Here is a 24,537-nt window from a genome sequence, read left to right on the forward strand (position 1 = left end):
AAACAATAGAACTATACGAATCAGGACAATTTTTGAAGCTTTCTGAAGGCTCCCGGAGACATCCCCAAACTTGTGTTAAAAGTACTATAGAAAGCACTCCTAGATTTAAAACCAGCTTCCATGCCAATGGCTTCAACAGAATATTTATTAAATACAGGATTATGTAATAGATTTTTAGCAGCTTCAATTCGATATTCATTTACAAACTGAATGACGCTTTTATTAATTTCCTGATTTATAATTTGTGACAAATATCCCTCGCTTGTTCCTAATCGAGTTGCTAGATCTGACCTACTTAAAAGAGGATTTTTGTATAATTCCTCCTCATCCATTACTATATATAACTGATTAATAATCTTGGAAACAGTGGTTTCGTTTATTTTCTTTTTTGTCTGAATGCCATTAGCACTTTTTGAAACTAAATATTGATGTATTTCGTCTTTTTGAACTACTATCTGTAGTTTGAACACTCCGTAATACAATATCCACCATGATAAAAAGGAAAGTAGTATCCATAGAAAGTTTGAAGCATATCCTGAATTGAATATATAAGATTCTATATTAGAGAAAAGCCAAATAATAATAATACATATAATAAGAAGGTTTAATCGTAACAACCAACGCCTTTTCTCTTTTGAAACAGTATTGGACCGTTTTATTAAGTTTCTTCCCCAAAAGATTAAAAACACATTATAGACAAACGATGTATTATCCTTAATATAAAATACCAGAACAGCAAAATCTGAATTATAAAGATTGAAAATAGTATCTAAATGAAGAATAATTTCAATAATCAAAGAGCTAAAGAAGGGAAAGTAAAGCCATTTATACCATTTTTTTTTAAGGTACTCATGCTGAATTTGAATTAGAAAATAAGTAAATAAAGTGACTGCAACCAGAAAATCCAACATGATATAGTTTAGAAAAGCAGAAACTGGGTTTTCTATGCCATATTTGCCTAATAAGGTCAAACTCGTTAGTAAGAATAGTGATAGAGAGAGATAGTTATTTGCTCGGCTCTTATAAAAAGAAGTAGTGACTAATGAGATACTTATAAAATACCCCATACTTCCACTGGTAATAATTGCAAAGTCTAATATTGTTTTATTCAATCTTTGTAGAAATTAATTATACTCAAATTGTTGTTAACGTCAGTCTGTCTAAAAATCTCGTTTTTGTTTTAGGATAAATATAAGCTGTTTTGCTAGTTTTTTGATGTTCTTTAAGTTTTCTGGCTATAGTATTGGTAATACCGGTATAAGTTAAGTTGTCTGAACATAAGATTATATAAACATAGTATTGTTTCATTTAATAATTGTGTACTGTTGAGGTCTTGACTCCGCTCGACCTGACAATGATTAGATGAATATTAATAAAGCCTTGACTATGTTCAGAGATGGCACTTAACTAATAACTGTTCCAGGATTTACTCCATCCTCATCAGGATTTAAGAATACCAGCTTCCCGTCGGGAGTTTCTGTCATTAAGATCATTCCTTCACTTTCTACACCTCTTAATGCTCTTGGAGCAAGATTAACCAAGACAGTTACCTTTTTGCCTACGATTTCTTCTGGAGAAAAGTGCTCAGCAATACCTGAAACGATCGTTCTAGTATTGATTCCTGTATCTACTTTAAGGACCAAAAGCTTTTTGGCTTTAGGCATCTTCTCTGCTTCGATGATAGTTCCTACACGAATATCTAATTTGGTAAAATCATCAAAAGTTGCTGTATCTTTTTGTGGTTCTATTACTTTGTTTTCAGCTTCGTTAGCTTTTTTAGTTGCTTCCAATTTGTCTAATTGTCTTTGGATCTCGATATCTTCGATTTTAGAGAATAAAAGTTGTCCTTTTTCGATTTGATGTCCTGCCGGAAGAAGTACTTCTTTAGTTGCAATTTCATTCCATGTGGATTCCTGATCGAATTTCGAAAAGTTGAGAATTGATTTTAATTTTTTTGAAGTGAATGGTAAAAACGGTTCTGATAACGTAGCTAAAGCAGAAGCAATTTGCAATGCAACATACATTATAGTCTTAGTACGTTCTTCGTCTGTTTTAATCAATTTCCAGGGTTCTTCGTCTGCCAGATATTTATTCCCTAATCGAGCAACATTTAGTAATTCCTGGCTGGCTTCTCTAAATCGATATCGTTCTATAGAACTCGAGATAACTGCAGGATAGGCTTTAAGCTCTGCTAAAGTCTGCTCGTCAACTTCAGAAAAAACACCTGGTAATGGTACCACACCATCATAATATTTATTGGTCAATACAACTACTCGATTAATAAAGTTTCCGAATATAGCAACCAATTCATTATTATTTCGAGCCTGAAAATCTTTCCAGGTAAAGTCATTATCTTTAGTTTCAGGAGCATTGGCAGTTAATGCATATCGCAATACGTCCTGTTGATCAGGAAATTCTTCAAGATATTCATGTAACCAGACTGCCCAGTTTTTTGATGTCGAGAGTTTATTACCTTCAAGATTTAAGAATTCGTTTGCAGGTACGTTTTCGGGAAGTATATAACTTCCTTCTGCTTTGAGCATACTCGGGAAAATAATACAATGAAAAACTATATTATCTTTTCCTATAAAGTGAACTAATTTAGTGTTCTTATCTTTCCAGTAAGGTTCCCAGTCTTTTCCTTCTCTTGCTGCCCATTCTTTGGTAGAAGATATATATCCTATGGGAGCATCAAACCATACATATAATACTTTTCCTTCTGCACCAGCTACAGGAACAGGAATTCCCCAATCCAAATCACGTGTTACTGCACGAGGCCGTAATCCATCATCTACCCAGGATTTGATTTGGCCATATACATTGGTTTTCCAATCTTTTTTATGTCCGTCTAGAACCCATTCTCTTAGAAAACCTTCATATTGATCTAGTGGTAAAAACCAGTGTTTGGTTTGTTTCTGTATGGGTTCTGCTCCAGAAATCGTTGATTTTGGATTGATAAGATCTGTTGCGTTAAGAGAACTCCCACATTTTTCGCATTGATCACCATAAGCTTCTTCATGACCACACTTAGGGCAAGTACCCACTACAAATCGATCTGCTAAGAATTGCTCGGCTTCTGGATCGTATAATTGTTCTGATGTTTCTTCTATAAATTTACCGTCATCGTATAATTTCTTAAAAAATTCTGAAGCGGTTTCATGATGAATAGGAGCAGAGGTTCTTGAGTAATTATCAAATGAAATTCCAAAATCATTAAAAGACTTTTTAATGATTGTATGATACTTATCTATAATTACTTGTGGTGAAACTCCTTCTTTTTTAGCTCGCATAGGAATAGCAGCACCATGCTCATCACTACCACAAATAAAGGCAACATCATTGCCAGTCATTCTAAGGAAACGTGAGTAAATATCTGCCGGGATATAAACCCCTGCCAGGTGGCCTATGTGAATAGGACCATTGGTATATGGTAAAGCTGCTGTAATTGTATATCTTCCCGTCGTGCTCATAATGCTAAAAAATAAGGCACAAAGGTAATAAAAACACTTGCAAAATATAACCCCTACATCATCCAATTATTTTGAATGAATGTAAGGGTTACATTAATCTATTTTATGAAATCAAAATTGATTTGCTATAATTACCGTTATTGGTCTGAATCTGATATACATAAGGGCCAGTACTTAGCCTTGTATTTGCAGATAGTTTTACATCAATAACATGCTCTCCTTCTGTTAACACCTCATTTCTTAAGGTAGCTACTTTTTGCCCTATCACATTATAAAGCGCTATATCTACATGAGTGGTTTCTGGATTTGCAATATTTATATAGGTTTGACTATCACTATAGGTAACAATGTGAGTGATTCCTTCTCCATCGATAGGAATATTAGGATTAATACCTGAACAATTGAACCCTAAGTCTAAGGATTCAAAGGAGCCGTCCAGAAGGACTCTTCCTACTGTGTTTTCATCAATACACAACCAATCTTTCATTACGGTAGCATAAACCTGCCTGAAATCTGTAGTGTTAAATACATTACCTCCACGGGTTAAGTTCGATAAATCTGGATGTTCCCCAGCAAAACCATTTCCGTTAAGGGCAGAACCAAAAAACATGGTTGGTGCTGCAGTACCATGATCTGTTCCCAGAGATCCATTTTCTCTAAATCGTCTACCAAATTCAGACATAGTCATAGTAAGTACTTTATCATCCCATCCTGCTGCGGTAAGATCTTTATAGAAGTTACTTACTGCTTCAGAAAATGAATTAAGAAGCTCCTGGTGTCTTTGTATTTGATTGTTATGAGTGTCAAACCCACCTAGAGTTACTAAATATACTTTGGTTCCCAGATTTCCTTTGATTAATCTGGAAATAACACTTAATTGTCTACCCAGACTATCATCGAGATACCCGCCAAAATCAGTAGATCGTTCGTATGCTGCACTAATTACATCGGCATAAGTAAATGTAGTGTTTGTAACTTCTCTAAGATGTCTTACTCTGTCATCATAAGTACATTCTCCAAGACCATCTGTACTATATGAAGTCCCATTTTCTGCAATCTGTAGTAATCTTCTGGGATCAGAAACGGCAAAAGAGAAATCATTCTCTGGCCCTTTAAAAATTAAGTTTCCTATACTTCCTATCTGTATAGAAGGAGGACTGGCTGGTGGGTTAAAAATATAATCGGGGTAAATTTCCTGAAAATATCTTCCCATAAAACCAGTTCTGTCTTCTTCTTCTAGATTGGTATTAGCATAGATATCAGAACCTCTAAAGTGAGATAAAGATGAATCTTCGTAGCCTACACCATGAACGACTCTCATTTGACCATCACCCCAAACACTTTCTAATTTGTTCATTGGTTTTGGCATAGCATAATCATCATCAAGCGTAATAAATTCACTTGGAGGAATTTTTATAAGAGGTCTGGCATTGGCATAAATATCATAATCATAAACAGGTATAATGGTATTAAATCCATCATTACCTCCTTGTAACCTAACAAGAATTAGAATATTGTCATTTGGTGCCTGGCTAAGGGCTATTGATAAAGGGGAAGGTCGTGAAACCGAAAGAGGAGTGTTCCCTAGCATCATTGATCCTCCACCAACAAGGCCTAATGCCTGAAGGAAAGATCTTCTGTTCCATTTTATATGGTCTTCTGTATTACAAGACCCGTCTTTTTTTATATTTTGGGAGTGATTAGTTTCGCACATAAGATTTCTATTTAAGTTGGAATTCAGGGATTTCTGCAATGTAATCTAGTAGAGCAGCAAATTGCTGAGGTACTTGAGGAAAACCTAAAGTCCACGTACCATCTTCATAATAATTGTCAGGGATACCATCAATCTTAAAAGCTCCTAAGGCTTCAGCAAAAGTAATAGCATCATCAATCCCTCTTGGAAAGAAATAATTTAGAATAGTTCTTACCACAAGATCTACATCTGCAGTAGAGACTAGGAGATTTCCATCGCTTTGTTCACCAATTGGCATTCCTACCACAAAATCTCTGAACTGATCTTGATTTTGGGTCCATGCCCGGCTTACAATATATCGAATACTTTCCCAGCGACCGATCAATAAATCGGGGCTAATCCAGTCGTCATCACCTTGCCAGCCTTCAACATCTATGGGGTTTAATACATCTTGCCCCAATGTGCGTACTGTATTTCGGTAAAAATCGATGTGATCTACGTCTGCAGGTAGTGCAAATCCTAATTCATTAAAAAAACTTATGTTTAAATCACAAGGGCTTTTGATAATTGCCCCTATAGCTTCTATATTAAAAAAATGTTCACTTTTAAATAATTGGCGAAGTACTGCTGCTATTTGATAACCGCTTGTAATAAAAGTTTGCACCATTTGGGCAACAATAGCATCATTACAAGTAGGGCTTACAAAATAGGTGTACAGTTTTGCACAAATAAAGGTTGAAACTTGATTACTTCTTTGTTGAAATAAAATATTAACAACATCGTCATAGGTCCAGTTTCCGGTTTGACCGAAAATAGTTTTGGAGTCATTACTAAACTGCCCTGGATCAAAAAGAACATCTCCCCAGGTGATATCATTTGTATTGACATATCCGGTTAGCGCTTTTGCTGTTTCCTGAATATCATCTTCTGTATATGCATTGTCTACACCAAGGGTAAAAAGCTCATATAGCTCTCGGGCATAATTTTCATTAGGCCTATCCCTTATATTTTCATCGCCGTTAAGATATACCAACATGGCATTCGATATACCTATATCGTATACAAAATCCCTAAAATTCCCCAATGCATGCATTTGAAGAAGATTATAATACTGAGATTGATATGCGGGGCTACGATAGGTGTCATCTTCGGTGACAAAATGGTTGCTCCAGAACAATGTAAGACGCTCTCTTACCTTATTTTGAATCAAATCATTTATCATTTGATTTTTTCCTTGGGTTCGATAGAATCCAATATCGTTATTTGGGTTAGCTGTCTCGGCAGCTTCAAATTGATCTCTATTCCATAAACCCCATGCTGGAGGAGGAGTGGCATTTAGAGCAATAGCATTATCGATAAGCTGATCAACCAATGCAGAAGGATTGTTTTGAGCCAAAGCAGCCAAAACCTCTGCTTTTGATGCTCCAAAAGCAATTCTACGATACAAATGATTTATTTTGCTTACGTTCCAGGGGTTTCCTGGAGAAGGCACATATTCTGCTAGGGAAGCAAGATTACATGAAGTATCCGACATCATAGGCAATAGGGTTTAAAAGTAGAGTAACGGGGACAAAATTCCTTACAATATAATAGATTATAACGAAAGTATTTGTTAATTAGTATTGTAAAATAGAAAAATTAAGAAAAGAATCATAAGAAATAGTTGCGACTACCTGTAAAATAAATGCTTTTTGTAAAGAGAATTCTATTTGACTACAATTAAAAAAATAAAAACTGATAACTAAAATGCGAAAGCCCGATTTTGTTAAAACAGGAGATAAAATAGCTATTGTTTCTACTGCAAGAAAAATTAACCTAAAAGAAATAAAAGAAGCTATTGCAATATTAGAAACATGGGGGCTAGTAGCTATATTAGGTTCGACAATAGGAAAAGAAAATAATCAGTTTGCAGGATCAGACCGAGAACGAGCATCTGATTTTCAAAATATGTTAGATGATAAGGAGATTAAGGGAATATGGTGTGCAAGAGGAGGGTATGGAACTGTAAGAATCATCGATAAAATTGATTTTTCAAGTATTCTGAAATATCCAAAATGGATTATAGGATATTCTGATGTTACTGTGTTACACTCTCATCTGCATACATTAGGTATATGTTCGTTGCATGCTCCTATGCCAATAGATATCCATAAAGGAACAGAGGCATCGATGGTTTCATTAAAAAATACTGTTTTTGGTGAAAAAATTAGGTATAATATTCCTTCTTCTAAAAAAAATATTCTGGGAAACTGTAAAGGTCAGTTAATAGGAGGAAATTTATCTATTTTATATTCTCTATGTGGTTCTGCATCTTCTTTGGACACTTCTGGTAAAATTTTATGTATAGAGGATCTTGATGAGTATCTTTATCATATCGATCGTATGCTGCAAAACCTTAAACGTAATGGATATTTTGACAACCTATCTGGATTGATTGTTGGAGGAATGACCAAAATGCATGATAATAATGTTTCCTTTGGCAAAAAAGCTAAAAGGATTATTCTCGATAGTGTACAGGAGTATGATTTTCCGGTGGTGTTTAATTTTCCAATGGGGCATGTTGAGGATAATAGAGCTTTGATTATGGGTGCAGAAGCTTTTTTACAAGTTCATAAGGATCAAGTAACATTAGAATATATATAAGTATGGCAGAACATAATGCTCTTGGTAAAAAAGGAGAAAAAATGGCGGTTGATTTTCTTATCAAAAAAGAATATACTATTCTGGAAAGAAATTATAGGTATCTGAAACATGAAGTTGATATTATTGCCAGAAAAGACAATACTGTGGTTGCTGTAGAAGTAAAGACGCGAAGCACACCCGAATTTGGTAATCCTCAGGATTTTGTAAAACCTAAACAAATACAATCTCTGGTCAAGGTCATTGATTATTATGTTACTGACCAGGATTTGGATGTAGAAGTACGTTTTGATATCATCGCTATTATAAAAAATAAATTGGGCACTAGGATAGAACATCTGGAGGATGCATTTTATCATTTTTGAGAATACTATGCCTTTATAAAATTTGTAATCCTTGAATATGAAATAGAGAGGAAAAAACTCAGTAATTAAAAAAATAAGGGGCCACTTTATAAGCCCCTTAAATTATTTTATTATTTTGGATTGAGTTTGTCTATTTAACAACAAACTTTTTTATTAAACTTCCTTCTGACTTAATAATATATATGCCTTTTGTTAAATCGGAAATATTAATTTCAGAAACACTTTGTGTAGAGATTTCTTTATGAATAACTCTTGTTCCCTGAATGGTATACACATCTATATTGGTTTTTTCTTGTATGGCATCATTTATTCGAATATTTAAAATACCTAACTCATAATTTGTATACAGAGATAAATTTGTCTGAATATCGTTTTTATTTTTTACTGTTGAAATAGAAGTGAATTTAAGCCTTTGGTTATTACCACCATGATACTCATAAATGCCAACATTTGCGTTATTGTTTACTCCAAAGGCATCTATGGACTTCTGACTTCTAGAATCTATAACCTTATAAATATTTGAGCCAAGCGAATTTATTTTCCATTTTTGATTTGCCCCTCCGTGATATGTGTATAGCCCTATATTGTCACCATTGTTTTGTCCAAAAACATCCAAAGATTTTCTGCTATTTACATTTATTATTTTGTATATATTATTACCTAAATTGGTTACTTCCCATTTTTGTAAACCGCCTCCATTATAGTTATTGATTTGAACATTAGAACCATTAGAATCTCCTTGAGCAGTCAAAGCTTCTCCATTGTGCTCAAAAGTGATTTTGTAAGTGCCACTTGTAAGAGTACTATTATTGACAGTTATAGAGTGTTTACTTATTCTTCCTAGGATGTCTTCTAGTATAATTTCTACAACACTTCCTGAAGAAGCCGATATTGATGAAGATCTAGTTTCTGGGGCAATTACGGATTTTACGATGCTACCATCTACTTTGATTGTATACTTAAATTGAGGAGTTGAAGATACAGGTACATTCCATGAAATATTTGTAGAAGATACGGATTGTATTGAAAATGAAATAGAAGGATTTGATGGCGTAGAATTTGTATCAGTATTAAAGGTAATAGGAGGATTACCAGAAAAGCTTGGTGATGTATTACCTCCACTTTGCATAAAATAGATTCCACCATCAACCCCTGCATCTACAGCGTTGGTGTAATTTGACGATCTGGGTTCTACATTTCGGTTATAAGTACCTTGGCCCATGGGTACCCAGATTCCATTTGTTTTTCTTTTAAAACCATCTTTCATTTCAAAACGTCTTTTATGGATTCCGGTACTAAGCCAGTCTTCCAAAAAAGCATTTGTAGTGCCATTAAATGTTACTCCGCTAACTGGATAATTCATTGTGACCATATGATACCATTTATTTTGAGAATCCCTACGAATCCAAAAACCAAAATATGTGTGAGAACCTACATTCCAACGACGAGTTACTACAGTATTCCATTCATTAAGATTCCATCCAATAGTAGGATTCATAGATTTTAACCCTGTTCCTTCACCTCCAAAATTTTCAATAATTGTACCGGGACCAACATAGTCGGCAGTAATGGTCTGTCCATTACTGGGATCCCAAATCGAATAAATAAAGACATGTCCTTTATCTGGGGAGTCCTGAAAACCACAGTATGCGCCTCCTTCACTACCCGCATTCCATTGCATTGTACAATAATAGGTAGCGTTGGTAGTGATGGTTGATCTTACGGTTTTCATAAGGATATCACCTGAGCCATTATCATTCGCTCTAAAATGAGAAGACGGAGCAGAGTTTTGCGCAGAAGAAAAATTAATTATCGAAATTAAAACTAAAAATAATATTGTGTTTTTCATAATATAAAGATTGTTAAGTGTTAGTTGGTTTTATGAAGACATTTTTAATGTTCTGATGTTGTTCAAATATCCTTATAATGATTTAGTAACATGTGGATATTTTAGTCATATATCTCTAGATTTTCGGAATTTTGTGATTAGAATCTTAATACTATGGTTTGAAAAAAGACATATGCTAGCTTAAGTAGATTGTATTAAACCCTTGTCTTGATTGAATATATCATTATGGAGTAGAAGGAGATAGGTTATATATTGTTTCTCTTTTAAAAGTGCGATATGATCCATTCGGTCGAAAAGTATAAGATAATGTGATAGTTTTGTAGTACACAATAATTATTTGTTAATGCAATCTTTCGAATTTATTGATCTTATACTTTTTTTTGGAATTAGCCAAGGTGTTTTTTTGGCGGTTACTCTTCAGATTATTAAGAATAAGAATAAAGCGGCAAACAGAATACTTTCTATAATGTTAATGCTTTCTGTTTTTATGCTTTTGGGCAGAATGATTTTTTTTAAGTTCTTGACTATAAGATTGTTTCAATGGTCTATTCTTATTGATTCGGTAATTTTCTTATTTGGGCCGCTATGTTATATGTATAGTAGACGATTGATATTTTTTAAAAATGATACGTTTAGACTTTCTTGGTTTCACTATATACCTGTTGGTTTTCATCTTTTATTTTCGTTTTACATTTTTTCTTTTCAAGTAGATGATTTTTCAGATAAGTTATCGTCAGGATTTTTTAGAATACCTTTTTTAATTATTGAAGGAGCAGGGATTGTTTCTAATATATACTATTGGGTTATTAATGTGAAAATTTTGAAAACATATATTCGTAAAGAGAAAAATCATGTTTCTTATACTCAAAGTTTGGTATCGTTTTTCAAATTTTTTCAAATCTCAATCTTTATTGTTATTACGGTTTGGATGATCAGTTTTATCTCAATGAATTTTTTTAATTATTCTATAAAGTTTATTAATTATAACTCGGTTTGGAGTACAATTTCGGTATTCATATTTGTGATCGGGTATTATAGTCTTAAAGAACCAGAATTGTTTAGGATACCGTTTCATAAAGGAAAAACAAAATCACAACAACGCATACCTCAAGATCAGATTATTTCTATAGGAAAAGAACTAAACAGACTCATCGAAAAAGAAAAGATTTTTCTAAAATCTGATTTAACGCTTCGTGACCTCTCTCTAAGATTACATACATCTACTCATAATATTTCATGGTATCTCAATCATGTATCAAAAAGTAACTTTTATGATTATATTAATCATTTTAGGATACAGGAATTTTTATCGAAGATAGATAATAACGAACACCTTCATCATACTATACTTGCCATCGCTATGGAAGTAGGGTTTAATTCGAAATCTACTTTTAACAAGGCCTTTAAATTAGAGGTTAAGGATACGCCAAGAAATTACATTAAAGGATTAAAGGCCGCTTAAAATAAGTGTGAATTGATCCAAACCGTCGATTTTTATGAAGTGCCTATATACTTTAGAGCAAACTTAAAAATCATTCAACATGAAAACATGTATTAGACACATTAGTATAAAAGCATTGATGCTTTTTGTTTTATCCTCAATATCAATCACACTAATTTCTTGCTATGGAGATGGGATTGATCCAGACCTTGAGGTAGAAACCGTGGTTTCTCCTTTTTTTGGTAATGATGCTGTTAGTGTAGATAAAGATGGCAATATTTATGTCTCTGAGTTTGGTCAGTTTGCAGGAGCAAATGGTAATGGAACGAGAGTTTTTAAAATATCAAAAAATGGTGATGTTACAGAATTTGCATCAAACTTAACAGGTCCATTAGGGAATGCAATTGACCTACAAGGTAACCTGTATGTTGTTAACAGTAGTGGTGGTGGATCAGGAGAGATTCTTAAAATTACACCAGATGGTACACAAACTGTAGTGGCAACCATTAGTGGTTTCCCATCTGGGCTAACTCTAGATCATGATAATAATCTATATGTATCAAATTTTGGAACTCCAACGGTTCATAAAATCACTACAGAAGGAGAAGTAACCGTGTATGCATCAGATCCAAAATTAGCGGGTGGTGTAGGGATCGATTTTGATCGTAAAGGCAATCTAATTGTTGGCAATTTTGCTACAGCAGATATTTTATCTATAGATCCAGAAGGAAATGTTTCTCTTATTACGACTATTACCGATGCTGTGATTAATGGCTTTGGAATTGGATATATAACTGTTATTAGAAATACGATTTTTGCTACGGGCATTGGGGTACATAAGATATTTAAAGTTTCTATGGACGGTACAATAGAAGAATTTGCTGGTACCGGAGATGCTGCTCAAACGGATGGATTACTTAAAGAAGCTTCATTTAATGGCCCTAACGGAATTACCTCTGATCCATACCATACAGCGATGTATATATCAGAATTTGGAGGAACAGGAGGAGTGAGAAAAATTAAATTTTACTAAAACATCAAAGATGTTAGGATAGGACTCATTAACACTTCTATTTTGAAATAAATATCATAAAATAAGCCCATGCAAATAATGTATGGGCTTTCTAAATTTTTTATAACACTTAAGATGAGTAATAAAGCTGATAAAATTAGACTTTTCATAATGTTAAGGTTTATGGATAAAAAGATGTATTAAATCGTAGACGTATTTAAAAAGATTTGAAGGAGATTCGGTTTTGTTGATTAATAAAGAGATTGATGCATTGTATTCTGGGAATAGTACAAAGATTGATGTTGCTCCTGTTGCCATACCGGCATGATGAAATATCTGAACCGGATAGTTATCTTTAAAAACAGATTTCGACGCATGACTCCGCCAACCAATGGCATAACTTTGCTCATTTATTTGTCCATTTGTTAAGGTCATTGGTTGTGTAAGGGATTGTACAGTTTCTTTGTTTAGAAGTTTATAATTTAGAAATGCATTTCCTAAGGTAACAAGATCTGTTGGGGTTGCTATAAAACCACCGCCAGCCCATTTATTGCTATTGTTTACTTTGTAGACTTCTTTGTATTCATTGTTTTCAACTTCATAGAATTTTGATAGATTTTCTATTTTGGAAGAAATTTTTTCAACATCAATACCTATACTTAAGGGCTTAAATACAGAGGTTTTCATAAAATCAGGAAAATCCATTTTTGCAGCTCCTTCAATCATTGCACTAAGCATGGTATAGTTATAAGTACTATAGCTGAAATCTGTACCAGGAGAGAATAATAAATCATCATTATTGAATACAGCGATACTTTCTTTGATATTAGGGTATTCATCATTGTTGTAATATTCCCATATAGGGAAACAAAAACAGGTTCCGTAGTTACGTATTCCCGATGTATGAGAAGCAAGTTGTTTTAATGTTATCTCAGAAATACTTTTACTTGCATATGGAACAAATTCTTTGACTTTAGAATCAAAGCTGAGTTTCTTGTTTTGGAGAAGAACTCCTAACCCAATTGAAGTCACCGCTTTTGAAGTGCTTCCTATTCTAAATTTTGTTTCTGGACTTGCTTTTATTTTCTTCTTGAGGTTTGCATAACCAATGGCATTAGCCCAAACTATTTTTCCATTTTTACCAACGGCAACAGAGATTGCAGGTGTTCTTATATGAGTGAATATATCTTCTAGAAGACTGTCCGCTTTTTTTGAGTTTGAATCTTGATGTTGTACTGCTGGTTGTAATTTGGTGATTTTAGGAAAAGAAGACCATCCAGAAGTATGAACAAAAATTGGTTCTAATAGATAAAATAATAATGGGATAACTATTACCAAAATAGATATGATACAGATTTTTTTCATATTGGTATTTATTTAAAATTTGATATAAGAATTTCTGTCATTGAATTACTATTCAATGATTTTATAAAATATTTAGAAGATGTTTTTAAGAATTAATCAGAAGCAATTTCTTTTTGCTTAGCTTTTAGCATTTGAGAAACTTTGTAAAGCACTATGATTTCTAGAATAATGGTAGGAGTAAGTAAAACTACTCCAACAAGAGATAAAATAATGGTAACCATAAAACTATACGTAATAATCTCAAAAACACCGGTTACAATAGCGAGTGTTCCTAATCCATTTTGCAGACGTAACACCGATATCCCAAATAATATCCCAATAACACCGTAGGTCACTGCTTCGGCTCCAAGAACGAACTGATAATTAAAATCAACAATATATAGGGATAGAATATCATAGATATAAAATAATACTCCAATAAAAATAAAAATGAATGCAGTAATCCGTAATAGATAGTTTTTGAAAATCTTTCCGGTAAGGATGAATCCTCTAGTAAATAGAATAATTGAAGTTAATATGCTTATTTTTAATAGAATATAGACAATATCATTTGTAACCATTTCATCTTCGGTATACCGATAATAATCTACAGCGATTTCTGCAAATCCAAGAATGAAATATACAATCCCACTGATCCATGCGATAGAAAGTTGTTTTACTAGAAAACTAACTTCTTTGCTATCATCTACATCGAGAAGAAATAATTTTTTAAACTCTTTAGCAACTCTGGAATCTTCCATTTGGATTTTCTCGAGATCATAATCCATAGCAGATAGAATTGTCTTTATCGTATAGCTTCTGGGGATTACTTCCCCGGCTTCAATACGTTGGATCGTGCGAACACTAATATTACATTGTTCTACCAGTTCTTCTTGGGTAAGTCCTTTAGATTTTCTGAGTTCAGAAATTTTCTGACCTAATTCTGGCTGTTTCATGATTTGATTAATTTTCATTTTGTTCAGCAATATTAGTTCTCAGAAATAGGTTCTCAAATTTTTTGGTTCGTATTTCACCCGTCATTAGCCCGACAATCCAAGTATAGCAATACTTTTCAAGGGTTTGTGAAAGAATTTACAGAATTCGAAATATAGGGATTATTCTATTGAATGTGTTATGAATTTTTTTAGAAATTACTTTTTATAGATAATATACTTGTGTTTTTCAACACTTTTAAGGTTGGAGGTAGTGGCAGTTATGCTAATAGTAATTCCTGTATGTTTTAGGAAAGTGTATTAATTATTGGTGATGATGATAAGGCATTGGTGGTTATGTAAATTATTGATTGATTTTGAATACAGATTAAGAAAGTTTAAGAAATACTAAGCTATTCTTATTTTTAGTGTCCTTAGATAACTTTTAACTTCGATGTACATTGCTTCTTTACTGTATACATCATCAATATTGTTAAAGCAATGATACCCAAAAGAATAATTCATAGAAAATTCTTCTATATCGATCAATTCTGGATTGTTTTTGTAATTTTCTATTTCTTCTGTAAACCTTCTCTTTAGGTTTGAATAATTTATTGCATACAGTTTATTAGTATTAAGGTCATCTATCAATTGATTAACTCGATTATTTATCTTTTGTAATTGTTTCCAGGGATCTTTTAAAAAACTAAATTCTTCTCTTACGTTCATAATCGATGTTCGTTTATTATTATAATTATGATGAAATTAAAAATATATACCTCGTTAAAAGGTATTTGTCGATAAAACACATTAAAACTGTCGTTAAAGTGTTGTTTTTTGTCGGCGAATGGTTTTTGGATTAAAAAAATATAAAATCAGTACAGAAATTTTAGATTTCCATAAAACAGAGTAACATTTATCTATGTTAAGACATTTATATTCCAAAGGTGTTTTACCATAGAAAACAATATCATGAAAAAATTATTATTTTTAGCTTTACTGGTCATTACCATTAGTTGTTCAAAAGATGATGAACCAGTACTTAATTCAGATACAAATAACGAAACCGATCCTGTAAATGACAGTATTACTTATTTTACTTTAAAGGTAAATGAATTTTATATTGGTGAAATAGTGAATTCGGGTTACCTTATTCTTAATGATAACGAGGGAAATGTTTTGGCTCACACCCAAATAGAAAATAATAAAGAATACGTTTTTAAAGCAAAAAGAGGAGAAGAAAAAGAATCTTTTACAGTTTCTAGATTTATGTACAGAAACAGAGAGTCTTCACAAGTTAATTTTTTGAGATCGTTTTTTAATATTAAAAAAGGAACAATCTGGAATTTTGAAGGTTTTGATACTAGTAGTGTAATCACTAACAGAGAAGGAACAAACAAGGGTTCGAAAAGTTTCTCCTTGAAAATTCAAAATATTAGCGGACATAATAGCGTTCAGATATCGTCAACCCAAGGTGGTATTAGCAGTTCCTCTTCTGAAACTGCCAACTCAATAGATTATGATCCTATTTCATTCAATGAGAACCAGAATAAATTTTTAATTACTGTCCATTTTGAGTCAGAAAAATCAAAATATTTTTTTATCGATAAAGTACAAGATCAACAAGAAATTATTGTTGATGGAAGTGAACTAAAAGAATTCGATTCGTATATTCCTATTAATTTACCAAATGACGGTAATACTTATTCTAAAGATTTGAGTGCTAATCTTGCGCCAGAAGAAAGATTTTCAACAACTTGGTTTAGCAAAATTGAAACCGAGGCAGCGTCTAATTTTGGTGTCTTAGAGAGTTTTTATAATTTTTCTATTAATATACATACATCGAATACTGTAGAAAACTATAGTTATTCCTATACAAGAAAATCTCCTAAGCTTGAGACTGTAACTATTTTGCCGTACAATACTGATTTCAAACTAATCAATAGTTCTATAAACGCTTTTGAGTTTACAGGGAATCAAAAATATAGTTCAAAATTATCAAGGTGGTCACATCGAATAAGCGATTTTGTAGAGAAAAAATTTCGTTATGATAGTTGGAGTTTCCAAAGTAATGAACATGTATATCAAACTACGCCAAAACTACCACAGGAGTTTTTTGATCTCTATTCTCATTTTAAGGTAGAAGATTTGGAATATGAAGAGACCATTTTTTCAAACGGTTTTACTTATGAAAATTTTTTCGTAGATGTGAACTCTTCTGAAAATGGCGATACGAAGTTTACAGAATCATTGACTTTTAAAAATCCTGATTACAACAAGTCTTTTAAAAAGAATGAAGATTTTGAAAAAATGATTAAGGAGCTTCAAAACTATAATTATTAGTTTTGTCAAACCTTTTGATACTTTTAAATAACATGAGTTCGACAGAAAATTACATCGAACTCATGTTATTTATTGTCATTACGCTTCAATATCAATCTTAGGTTGTAACGGTCGCAATACTTGCAGTGCTTTATCTACAGTGATAACATTTTCAAAAGTTAATAATAAGCGTAACCCGTTTCTAGTGTTCTTTTCTTTCATTTTACAAATCCCAGGGTTCTGTTGTACAAATTGTAATACATATGTAAATGCCGGACTTTGATAAAAACCAGATTGTTGATCACTAATAAAATAGCCAATCAACTTATTTTGTTTCATGATAATTTTTTCTAACCCAATAGATGTAGCTATCCATTTTATTCTAACCGAATTTAATAAATCTATTGCCTGATCCGGTAATTCGCCAAAACGATCTACCAATCGTTTTTCGTACTCCTGCAAGTCTGATTCTTCTTTGATCCCATTAAGCTCGGTATATAAACTAAGTCGTTCGGTAATATTATTGATATAATCATCAGGGAATAACAACTCGAAGTCGGTATCGATCTGTGTGTCTTTTAGATATACTTTGTCTGTTGCTTCTTCTTTATATAATTCTGCAAACTCGTTTTCTTTGAGTTCTTCGATGGCTTCATTAAGGATTTTTTGGTATGTTTCGAAACCAATTTCATTGATAAATCCACTCTGTTCTCCTCCTAACAAATCTCCTGCTCCACGAATTTCGAGATCTTTCATGGCAATATTAAAACCACTTCCTAGTTCTGAGAATTGCTCTAGTGCTGTAATACGTTTACGAGCATCATCGGTCATGGCAGAATAAGGAGGAGTGATAAAATAACAAAATGCTTTTTTATTACTTCGACCTACACGCCCTCGCATCTGATGTAAATCAGAAAGCCCAAAATTATTGGCATTATTGATAAAAATGGTATTTGCGTTTGGGACATCTAATCCACTTTCTACAATAGTGGTAGAGATCAAAACATCAAACTCTCCGTTCATAAAAGAAAGCATAAGACTTTCTAGTTTTTTCCCTTCCATCTGCCCGTGGCCAACACCTACTTTGGCATCCGGAACTAATCGTTGTACCATTCCCGCAACTTCCTTAATATTTTCGATTCGGTTATGAATAAAAAACACCTGGCCACCTCGCTGGATTTCATAACTTACGGCATCTCGTATTGTTTCTTCACTAAACCGTATCACATTGGTCTCAATAGGGTAACGATTGGGAGGGGGAGTGGTAATGGTTGATAAATCCCGTGCTGCCATAAGGCTAAACTGTAAGGTTCTTGGGATTGGTGTAGCGGTTAAAGTTAAAGTATCTACATTTTCTTTTATGGTCTTGAGTTTATCTTTTACCGATACACCAAATTTTTGCTCTTCGTCAATAACTAATAATCCGAGATCTTTAAATTTTACATTTTTGTTAACCAGTTGATGAGTCCCAATAATGATATCTACTTTACCTACGGCTAGATCTTCGAGGGTCTCTCTTTTTTGTTTTGCCGAGCGGAAACGATTTATATATTCTACAGTTACCGGGAAATCTTTAAGACGTTCTCTAAAAGTTTTTGCATGCTGAAAAGCAAGAATTGTAGTTGGTACCAAAATAGCTACTTGTTTCCCGTTATCAACAGCTTTAAATGCTGCCCGAATAGCGACTTCGGTTTTACCAAAACCAACATCTCCACAAATAAGACGGTCCATTGGGCGTTCACTTTCCATATCAGCTTTTACTGCTTCTGTAGCTGTACTTTGATCGGGGGTATCTTCATATATAAAAGAAGCTTCCAACTCATGTTGTAAATAACTATCTGGATTGTACTGAAATCCTTTTTGCAGTTTCCGTTTAGCATATAGCTGAATCAAATTAAAGGCAATATGCTTTACCCGAGCTTTGGTCTTTTGCTTAAGCGTTTTCCAGGCTTTAGAACCTAATTTGTATAGTTGTGGAGGTTTGCCATCTTTACCATTAAACTTTGAAATTTTATGAAGCGAATGAATACTTAGATATAGTACATCTCTTTCTCCATAGATTAGTTTGATAGCTTCTTGTTTTTTGCCTTCTACATCTATCTTTTGTAATCCACCAAATTTACCAATCCCATGATCGATATGAGTTACATAATCACCTACATCCAGATTAGTAAGTTCTTTTAGAGTGATCGCCTGTTTCTTGGCATATCCATTTTTAAGATTAAACTTATGGTAACGTTCGAATATCTGGTGATCGGTATAGCAGGCAATTTTACGGTCGTGATCAATAAACCCTTGAAAAGCAGAAAAAACAATGGTTTCATATTGTTTTACATCAAGATCTGCATCGTCAAAAATATCATGAAAACGCTTTGCCTGTTGTTCACTTACACAGAAGATATAATTCTTATAGCCTGTTTCATTATTTTTATTCAGGTTTTTGATCAGTAAATCGAATTGTTTATTGAAAGAAGGTTGTGGTTTGGTATCAAATTTTATGGCATAATCTGCTTTGGTAATAGGGCGGTTACCGATTTCGATCAATGTGAAATCTAATAATTGCTTTTTGATACTTTCTGATGTAGTAAAAAGTTCGGTAGGAGTACCGTGTTTGATGTCCTTAGAAAGTGTTTTGAATGCTTCCTCTGCTTTTTCAAAATTTTTATCAATTCTGGCAGAAAGAAGGTCGATGTCTTTTGTGACAATTACAGTTTTTGAGGCAATATATTTTAAGAAACTCTCTCTGGTCTCCTGCAATGCTTTGTTCTCAACATTTGGGATGATAGAGATTTTTTTGATTTGATCTGTAGATAGTTGAGTTTCTACATCAAAACTTCTAATACTATCAACTTCATCGCCGAAAAATTCGATTCTATAGGGCTCGTCATTGCTAAAGGAAAACACATCTACAATACCTCCGCGAACCGAAAATTCTCCTGGCTCAGTAACAAAATCTACTCTTTGAAACTGATATTCGAATAATACTTCATTTACAAAATCGAGTGAAAGTGTATCATTAACATTAATTTTTAAGGTGTTTTTTTCCAGTTCTTTTCTGGTTACTACCTTTTCGAACAATGCATCGGGATACGTGATGATTAATGCTGGTTTTTTTCTAGAATTGATACGATTAAGTACTTCGGCTCTTAGTAGTACATTTGCATTATCGGTTTCTTCAATCTGGTAAGGTCTACGATAACTCCCAGGGTAAAAAAGAACATTCTTATCCCCAAGTAATTGTTCGAGATCATTGAGATAATAGGCAGCCTCTTCTTTGTCATTAAAAATGCAGAGAAATGGTTTTTCGGCTTGGGTAAAGCTGTTTTGAATAATAAATGATAATGATGATCCAACACCACCTTGCAGATGTATTTTTGTTTCAGACTGGGCAATAGCTTCTCCCAGTTTCTGCAATTGCCGAGACTGTGCAACAATTTGCGAGATTAAATTTACACTCACTTAATGATGTTTTGTAGCAAATATAAGAGCTATTCGATTTCTGGCAAAAGGATTTTAAATTTCTATGTTAAATTGTAATGCGTGAGGGATAGTAGCGGTATCCTTTTGTTTGCTATATTTTGCAATTCAAGCTGTTGTGTTCTAATGCATAATTCGGGTTTAAAACTGTTTGGGGATTTTTTATAAACAAAAGATATAGCAGATAGCCCGACCGGAAGGGCACGCCAAAAAACTGTTTTAACTTACATTAACCAAATTGTGCTAGTAATCGATCAAAATCTGTTTCAGAATTATACACATTCGAAGAAACCCGTATGGCATTACCGCGAAAAGAAATAAAGATATTTTCTTCTTTTAGTTTGGTTTTTAATCTTTCTAAATCTATATGATCTGGTAAATAAATACCGAAAAGATGATGTGCTCTATAATGATCTTCTTCGATAAAACAACCTAAGTTTCTAAGATGTTGTATCGCAGTTGTAGAGATTGTTTTACAATATTCCTGGATAGCTTCTGGTGACCACTCGATCAATTGTTCTAAAGCGCGAATCAACATCGGGGTTAATACAAAGTTGCTAGATTCACCAACCGAATATCTGGCGGCCTTTTCCTTGTAGCGATCTTCATACTGGGTCAATCCAGTAAAATCCTCGCTATTATAACGGTTCATCCAGTTATGTTCTATAGGTGTTCCTTCATTAAAAGCATCACTATAATATGCTACTCCGGTAGAATAGGGACCAAGTAACCATTTATATCCTGCACAAATCAAAGCATCGGGCTTAATTTCTGAAACAGAAAAAGGAAGGGCTCCCACACTTTGCGTTCCATCAATAATTAAAAAAGCATTTACATCTTCAGTTTTTGCGCGTATCGCCTTTAGGTCAAATAACGTACCGTCTGCCCAATGCACATGTGGCATCGCTACAACAGCAGTTTTTTTGGTAATCGTATCCAGAATATTCTGATTCCATAGTGCCCCTCGGTCTTTAAAACTTTTTGGAGGTTTGATTACCGTTATAGAAGCATTATGTTTTTTTGCTACCTCTTGCCAGACATATACATTACTGGGAAATTGCTCATCGACTATTATAATTTCATCTCTGGGATGGATGGGGATGTTGTTAGCGGCATTAGCAATGCCATAGGACACCGAGGGTATAATAGCAATATTTTTATGATTAGGAGCATCGACCAAAGTAGCAAAACGTTGTTTTAATACCTTTCTCTGGGTAAAAAAATCTTCGGGTGTGATTTCATTTGGTTTAGCTTTTTGGATAATAGTGGCAAGACCAACTTCTGTTACAGATTTTAATTGAGGAGCCATATAAGCCCCATTTAAATAAGTGATATTGTCTGATAGATCAAAGAGGTGTTTTTGATGTTGCATATGTATCTTTTGTTGAATGTAAAAAGCGTAATGACTATTGCCTTCTGTAAAAATATGCATTAGGAATATGTGATGATATTGATCAAAGTTAAAACTATCCTAATTATACGAGAATTTAGTTTCGTTAATCAGAAAATAGCATAAAAATATAAAATTGAATCTTTTTGGATGATCAATAAAATAAGGATATAGGGGGCTTTTTTTAAACAAGAAGAAAAAAATATCAAAAAAAAGAAGATTTTTTTTGCCAGTCCCGAAAAACGAAACTGGCATGTTTTATTATTGCACTATAAAACAATTGCAATGATAACAAATCCAATTTTAAATCCTGATCAGGGTAGGACTAAGTCGGGACGAAATTTTGGACTATGTAGGGTAGGGTTACCCCTTTATTTTTCAGCTATTAGCTGATTTTTTGCAATTCTTAAAATTCTCCCGTGTCTCGGCATGGGAGGGTTTTATTACTGTAATGTACAAAGAAAATAGATTTCTGATTAGATTTATTAATAAAAGTAGTTGTGGATTAAGTTTTTGTTAACGATTTAAATTTCAACTTATGGGAATACCTCAACATTTTTTATAGTTGAACCTTCTTTTTGTCGCCTCAGAATAGAAGGTATATGAAACAATAATTTAGATAGCATTCGAAAAACATGATTTACATGTTTATAATGATTATACAATAAAAAGAAATGAAAAAAACAATTTTAATATTTGCTTTAATTGGGATAAGTTTTGGTGTTAAGGCTCAAGATTGGCCATCAAATAACGGGTATATTTATTTTGGAACTAATACATTGGATCAATCTCAAGCAGGAAACTATGCTGTACTCCAAGAAAAGAGTAATGGAAATACCTTTTTGAACTCTCCTACAATGCTTTCTCTAAGAATAAATAATAGTGATAAATTAGTGATTAATGAAGATGGTGTTTCTTTTACAAATGGATTTACTAATAACTGGCCATATAGTGCTGCGTATATTTATTTTGGGACTAATACATTAGATCAATCCCAAGTGGGTAATTATGCTTTGCTCCAGGAAAAAAGTAATGGAAATACCTTTCTGAACTCTCCTACAATGCTTTCTCTAAGGATAAATAATAGTAATAAACTTATTATAACTAATAATGGAAAAGTAGGTATAGGTACTGATTCTCCAGATTCTAAACTCACTGTAAAGGGAAAAATCCATGCCGAGGAAGTAAAAATTGACCTAAGCGTTCCTGCACCCGATTATGTGTTTACTAAAGAGTATGATCTGTTAACTATAGAAGAAGTACAACAGCATATTAAAGAAAAAGGACATTTGCCTAATATTCCTTCTGCAACCGAAATGGAGCAAAATGGTGTAGAGCTAGGGGTTATAAATATGAAGCTTCTCGAAAAAATCGAAGAGCTTACATTGTATACTATTGCACAGGAAAAACAATTAAAAGAACAACAAAAAGTAAATAAAGCATTAGAGGATCGATTGAAAAAAATAGAAGGTTTGTTGTTGAAATAAATTTAAAACTTTAAATAATAGAAAAATGTAAGCAAAAACAAAAAGCGAGATCAAAATTACCTCGCTTTTTTACATTTTATATACCAGTCCCGATGAGAGTGGTACGATCCTATATCTTCTCATGGCTTATCGGTGTATCGCATAACTAGAAGACGCAGGTAGTTGTTTTATAAAATTAATAAATGGTTTAAAGTTTAATCCGAATTTAACGTATAAAGTTTTCATATTTTATGATTTTTAAATTATTAATATCTCTTTGGATATAGTATAAACAATTGCCGTGCCAAAAATTTAAAATATCTGTAAAGTCAATAATAACAGGAGTTTACGGAGATTGGTTTTTTGTAAATGAGTCAAGGGAAAGATAGGATACTCAGATTTTTTCTAAAGAATTGATTAATAATCCCAATACAACTAAATTTAAAATCATTGTTAGAATGTTTTAGTCCAGATATATGTTTTTTTTGAATGTTTAGGATACGTTGTGAGATAGAGTAGAGTAGTTATTGTTTTTTGTCAAATTCACTATAGTTTCGAGGTGTAATAGATTTTCTATTCCATAATGTGGGTTTAAATTAAAAAATGACAATTATTAATTTTAAAAGGTATATAGTTTAGTTATATTTGCGGCAAATTAAATAAAAGTATACAATGTCAATATCTGATTTATTTGATAGCGGATTTCAGAAAAGAAACCAGGACCATTTTGCAGCAATTGTAAAAATAGCAATGAGTGATGGAGTGATTACTGACGAAGAGAAGACTTTTTTAGATAAATTAGCCACCAGACTGGGTATTTCTGAGAATGATTACAAGGAGATTTTAAAAGATTATAGTACACATCCTATTAATCCTCCTACAAGTTATGAAAGAAGACTTGAGCGATTGTATGATTTGTCTAGAATGGTTTATGCAGATCATGTAAAGGGTGAAGGTCAGGTAGTTTTATTAGAAAAACTGAGTATTGGGTTAGGGTTTAATCCAGAAAATGCAAAATACATAGTTGATAAAGCTTTAAATCTGGTTGATCAGGGAGTAGACAGTGATACTTTTGAAGAAGAGGTTAAAAATATGAATAGATAACGTATCTATTTTAAATGATAAAAAAAGGCAGC

The 24,537-nt window shown here is 33.0% G+C and carries 18 protein-coding genes; 7 read left to right on the forward strand and 11 right to left on the reverse strand.

Going from position 1 to position 24,537, the window contains the following annotated elements:
* Positions 1-20 precede the first annotated feature (20 nt).
* From AAFU52_RS10790 to AAFU52_RS10810, 5 genes are all read right to left on the reverse strand, one after another.
* Positions 21-1,112 carry a helix-turn-helix domain-containing protein gene (locus AAFU52_RS10790; protein ID WP_438426406.1) on the reverse strand — a complete coding sequence of 364 codons (1,092 nt, stop codon included), beginning with the start codon at positions 1,110-1,112 and terminating at the stop codon, positions 21-23.
* A gap of 22 nt (positions 1,113-1,134) precedes the next feature.
* Positions 1,135-1,308 carry a GIY-YIG nuclease family protein gene (locus AAFU52_RS10795; RefSeq protein ID WP_438426407.1) on the reverse strand — a complete coding sequence of 58 codons (174 nt, stop codon included), beginning with the start codon at positions 1,306-1,308 and terminating at the stop codon, positions 1,135-1,137.
* A gap of 95 nt (positions 1,309-1,403) precedes the next feature.
* On the reverse strand, positions 1,404-3,470 hold the full coding sequence (gene metG / locus AAFU52_RS10800; RefSeq protein ID WP_438426408.1) for a methionine--tRNA ligase: 2,067 nt from the start codon (positions 3,468-3,470) through the stop codon (positions 1,404-1,406).
* A 103-nt stretch (positions 3,471-3,573) separates the two neighbouring features.
* Entirely contained in the window at positions 3,574-5,184 is a 1,611-nt protein-coding gene (locus AAFU52_RS10805; protein WP_024769931.1) for a DUF1501 domain-containing protein, read from the reverse strand.
* 7 nt (positions 5,185-5,191) lie between these two features.
* Entirely contained in the window at positions 5,192-6,700 is a 1,509-nt protein-coding gene (locus tag AAFU52_RS10810) for a DUF1800 domain-containing protein (protein ID WP_024769930.1), read from the reverse strand.
* Positions 6,701-6,909: 209 nt separating this feature from the next.
* Between AAFU52_RS10810 and AAFU52_RS10815 the strand changes: the two genes are divergently transcribed.
* Both AAFU52_RS10815 and AAFU52_RS10820 read left to right on the forward strand, forming a co-directional pair.
* On the forward strand, positions 6,910-7,806 hold the full coding sequence (locus AAFU52_RS10815; protein ID WP_438426409.1) for a S66 peptidase family protein: 897 nt from the start codon (positions 6,910-6,912) through the stop codon (positions 7,804-7,806).
* Between the two features lie 2 nt (positions 7,807-7,808).
* Positions 7,809-8,168 carry a YraN family protein gene (locus tag AAFU52_RS10820; RefSeq protein WP_024769928.1) on the forward strand — a complete coding sequence of 120 codons (360 nt, stop codon included), beginning with the start codon at positions 7,809-7,811 and terminating at the stop codon, positions 8,166-8,168.
* Positions 8,169-8,298: 130 nt separating this feature from the next.
* Here AAFU52_RS10820 and AAFU52_RS10825 read toward each other — a convergent pair whose 3' ends face one another.
* Positions 8,299-10,017: a DUF3472 domain-containing protein gene (locus AAFU52_RS10825; RefSeq protein ID WP_024769927.1), complete on the reverse strand. Its 1,719-nt coding sequence runs from the start codon at positions 10,015-10,017 to the stop codon at positions 8,299-8,301.
* Positions 10,018-10,360: 343 nt separating this feature from the next.
* Between AAFU52_RS10825 and AAFU52_RS10830 the strand changes: the two genes are divergently transcribed.
* Together AAFU52_RS10830 and AAFU52_RS10835 are read left to right on the forward strand one after the other, a co-directional pair.
* On the forward strand, positions 10,361-11,479 hold the full coding sequence (locus AAFU52_RS10830; RefSeq protein WP_438426410.1) for a helix-turn-helix domain-containing protein: 1,119 nt from the start codon (positions 10,361-10,363) through the stop codon (positions 11,477-11,479).
* A gap of 79 nt (positions 11,480-11,558) precedes the next feature.
* Entirely contained in the window at positions 11,559-12,491 is a 933-nt protein-coding gene (locus AAFU52_RS10835) for a virginiamycin B lyase family protein (RefSeq protein ID WP_024769925.1), read from the forward strand.
* A gap of 153 nt (positions 12,492-12,644) precedes the next feature.
* On the opposite strand, the gene AAFU52_RS10840 is transcribed toward AAFU52_RS10835, so the two are convergent.
* From AAFU52_RS10840 to AAFU52_RS10850, 3 genes are all read right to left on the reverse strand, one after another.
* Positions 12,645-13,835, reverse strand: a complete 1,191-nt coding sequence (locus tag AAFU52_RS10840; RefSeq protein WP_438426411.1) for a serine hydrolase domain-containing protein — start codon at positions 13,833-13,835, stop codon at positions 12,645-12,647.
* A 92-nt stretch (positions 13,836-13,927) separates the two neighbouring features.
* Positions 13,928-14,788, reverse strand: coding sequence for a helix-turn-helix domain-containing protein (locus tag AAFU52_RS10845; RefSeq protein ID WP_438426412.1), 861 nt, complete (start codon positions 14,786-14,788; stop codon positions 13,928-13,930).
* A 366-nt stretch (positions 14,789-15,154) separates the two neighbouring features.
* Positions 15,155-15,475 carry a hypothetical protein gene (locus tag AAFU52_RS10850; RefSeq protein WP_024769922.1) on the reverse strand — a complete coding sequence of 107 codons (321 nt, stop codon included), beginning with the start codon at positions 15,473-15,475 and terminating at the stop codon, positions 15,155-15,157.
* A gap of 243 nt (positions 15,476-15,718) precedes the next feature.
* Here AAFU52_RS10850 and AAFU52_RS10855 point away from each other — a divergent pair, with 243 nt between their 5' ends.
* Positions 15,719-17,089 (forward strand): hypothetical protein, encoded by a 1,371-nt coding sequence (locus tag AAFU52_RS10855; protein WP_438426413.1) that lies wholly within the window; start codon positions 15,719-15,721, stop codon positions 17,087-17,089.
* Between the two features lie 78 nt (positions 17,090-17,167).
* On the opposite strand, the gene mfd is transcribed toward AAFU52_RS10855, so the two are convergent.
* Together mfd and AAFU52_RS10865 are read right to left on the reverse strand one after the other, a co-directional pair.
* Complete coding sequence (gene mfd, locus AAFU52_RS10860; RefSeq protein WP_438426414.1) at positions 17,168-20,527, reverse strand: transcription-repair coupling factor; 3,360 nt, start codon at positions 20,525-20,527, stop codon at positions 17,168-17,170.
* A gap of 247 nt (positions 20,528-20,774) precedes the next feature.
* The gene (locus AAFU52_RS10865; protein ID WP_438426415.1) at positions 20,775-21,917 is read right to left on the reverse strand and encodes an aminotransferase class V-fold PLP-dependent enzyme; all 1,143 of its coding nucleotides are present in this window, start codon (positions 21,915-21,917) and stop codon (positions 20,775-20,777) included.
* Positions 21,918-22,609: 692 nt separating this feature from the next.
* Here AAFU52_RS10865 and AAFU52_RS10870 point away from each other — a divergent pair.
* Positions 22,610-23,422 carry a hypothetical protein gene (locus tag AAFU52_RS10870; RefSeq protein WP_438426416.1) on the forward strand — a complete coding sequence of 271 codons (813 nt, stop codon included), beginning with the start codon at positions 22,610-22,612 and terminating at the stop codon, positions 23,420-23,422.
* 651 nt (positions 23,423-24,073) lie between these two features.
* Positions 24,074-24,505 carry a fructose 1,6-bisphosphatase gene (locus AAFU52_RS10875; RefSeq protein WP_024769917.1) on the forward strand — a complete coding sequence of 144 codons (432 nt, stop codon included), beginning with the start codon at positions 24,074-24,076 and terminating at the stop codon, positions 24,503-24,505.
* The last annotated feature ends 32 nt before the right edge of the window (positions 24,506-24,537 follow it).

Source organism: Aquimarina macrocephali (assembly GCF_051627225.1).
Taxonomy (GTDB): Bacteria; Bacteroidota; Bacteroidia; order Flavobacteriales; family Flavobacteriaceae; genus Aquimarina; species Aquimarina macrocephali.

Bases quoted from the DNA above. Each gene is read 5' to 3' on its own strand.
- AAFU52_RS10865 (WP_438426415.1), bottom strand. From the start codon at position 21,917: ATGCAACATCAAAAACACCTCTTTGATCTATCAGACAATATCACTTAT.
- metG (WP_438426408.1), bottom strand. From the start codon at position 3,470: ATGAGCACGACGGGAAGATATACAATTACAGCAGCTTTACCATATACC.
- AAFU52_RS10815 (WP_438426409.1), top strand. From the start codon at position 6,910: ATGCGAAAGCCCGATTTTGTTAAAACAGGAGATAAAATAGCTATTGTT.
- AAFU52_RS10840 (WP_438426411.1), bottom strand. From the start codon at position 13,835: ATGAAAAAAATCTGTATCATATCTATTTTGGTAATAGTTATCCCATTA.
- AAFU52_RS10820 (WP_024769928.1), top strand. From the start codon at position 7,809: ATGGCAGAACATAATGCTCTTGGTAAAAAAGGAGAAAAAATGGCGGTT.
- AAFU52_RS10855 (WP_438426413.1), top strand. From the start codon at position 15,719: ATGAAAAAATTATTATTTTTAGCTTTACTGGTCATTACCATTAGTTGT.
- AAFU52_RS10875 (WP_024769917.1), top strand. From the start codon at position 24,074: ATGTCAATATCTGATTTATTTGATAGCGGATTTCAGAAAAGAAACCAG.
- AAFU52_RS10845 (WP_438426412.1), bottom strand. From the start codon at position 14,788: ATGAAAATTAATCAAATCATGAAACAGCCAGAATTAGGTCAGAAAATT.
- AAFU52_RS10825 (WP_024769927.1), bottom strand. From the start codon at position 10,017: ATGAAAAACACAATATTATTTTTAGTTTTAATTTCGATAATTAATTTT.
- AAFU52_RS10805 (WP_024769931.1), bottom strand. From the start codon at position 5,184: ATGTGCGAAACTAATCACTCCCAAAATATAAAAAAAGACGGGTCTTGT.
- AAFU52_RS10830 (WP_438426410.1), top strand. From the start codon at position 10,361: ATGCAATCTTTCGAATTTATTGATCTTATACTTTTTTTTGGAATTAGC.
- AAFU52_RS10870 (WP_438426416.1), top strand. From the start codon at position 22,610: ATGAAAAAAACAATTTTAATATTTGCTTTAATTGGGATAAGTTTTGGT.
- AAFU52_RS10795 (WP_438426407.1), bottom strand. From the start codon at position 1,308: ATGAAACAATACTATGTTTATATAATCTTATGTTCAGACAACTTAACT.
- AAFU52_RS10810 (WP_024769930.1), bottom strand. From the start codon at position 6,700: ATGATGTCGGATACTTCATGTAATCTTGCTTCCCTAGCAGAATATGTG.
- AAFU52_RS10835 (WP_024769925.1), top strand. From the start codon at position 11,559: ATGAAAACATGTATTAGACACATTAGTATAAAAGCATTGATGCTTTTT.
- AAFU52_RS10850 (WP_024769922.1), bottom strand. From the start codon at position 15,475: ATGAACGTAAGAGAAGAATTTAGTTTTTTAAAAGATCCCTGGAAACAA.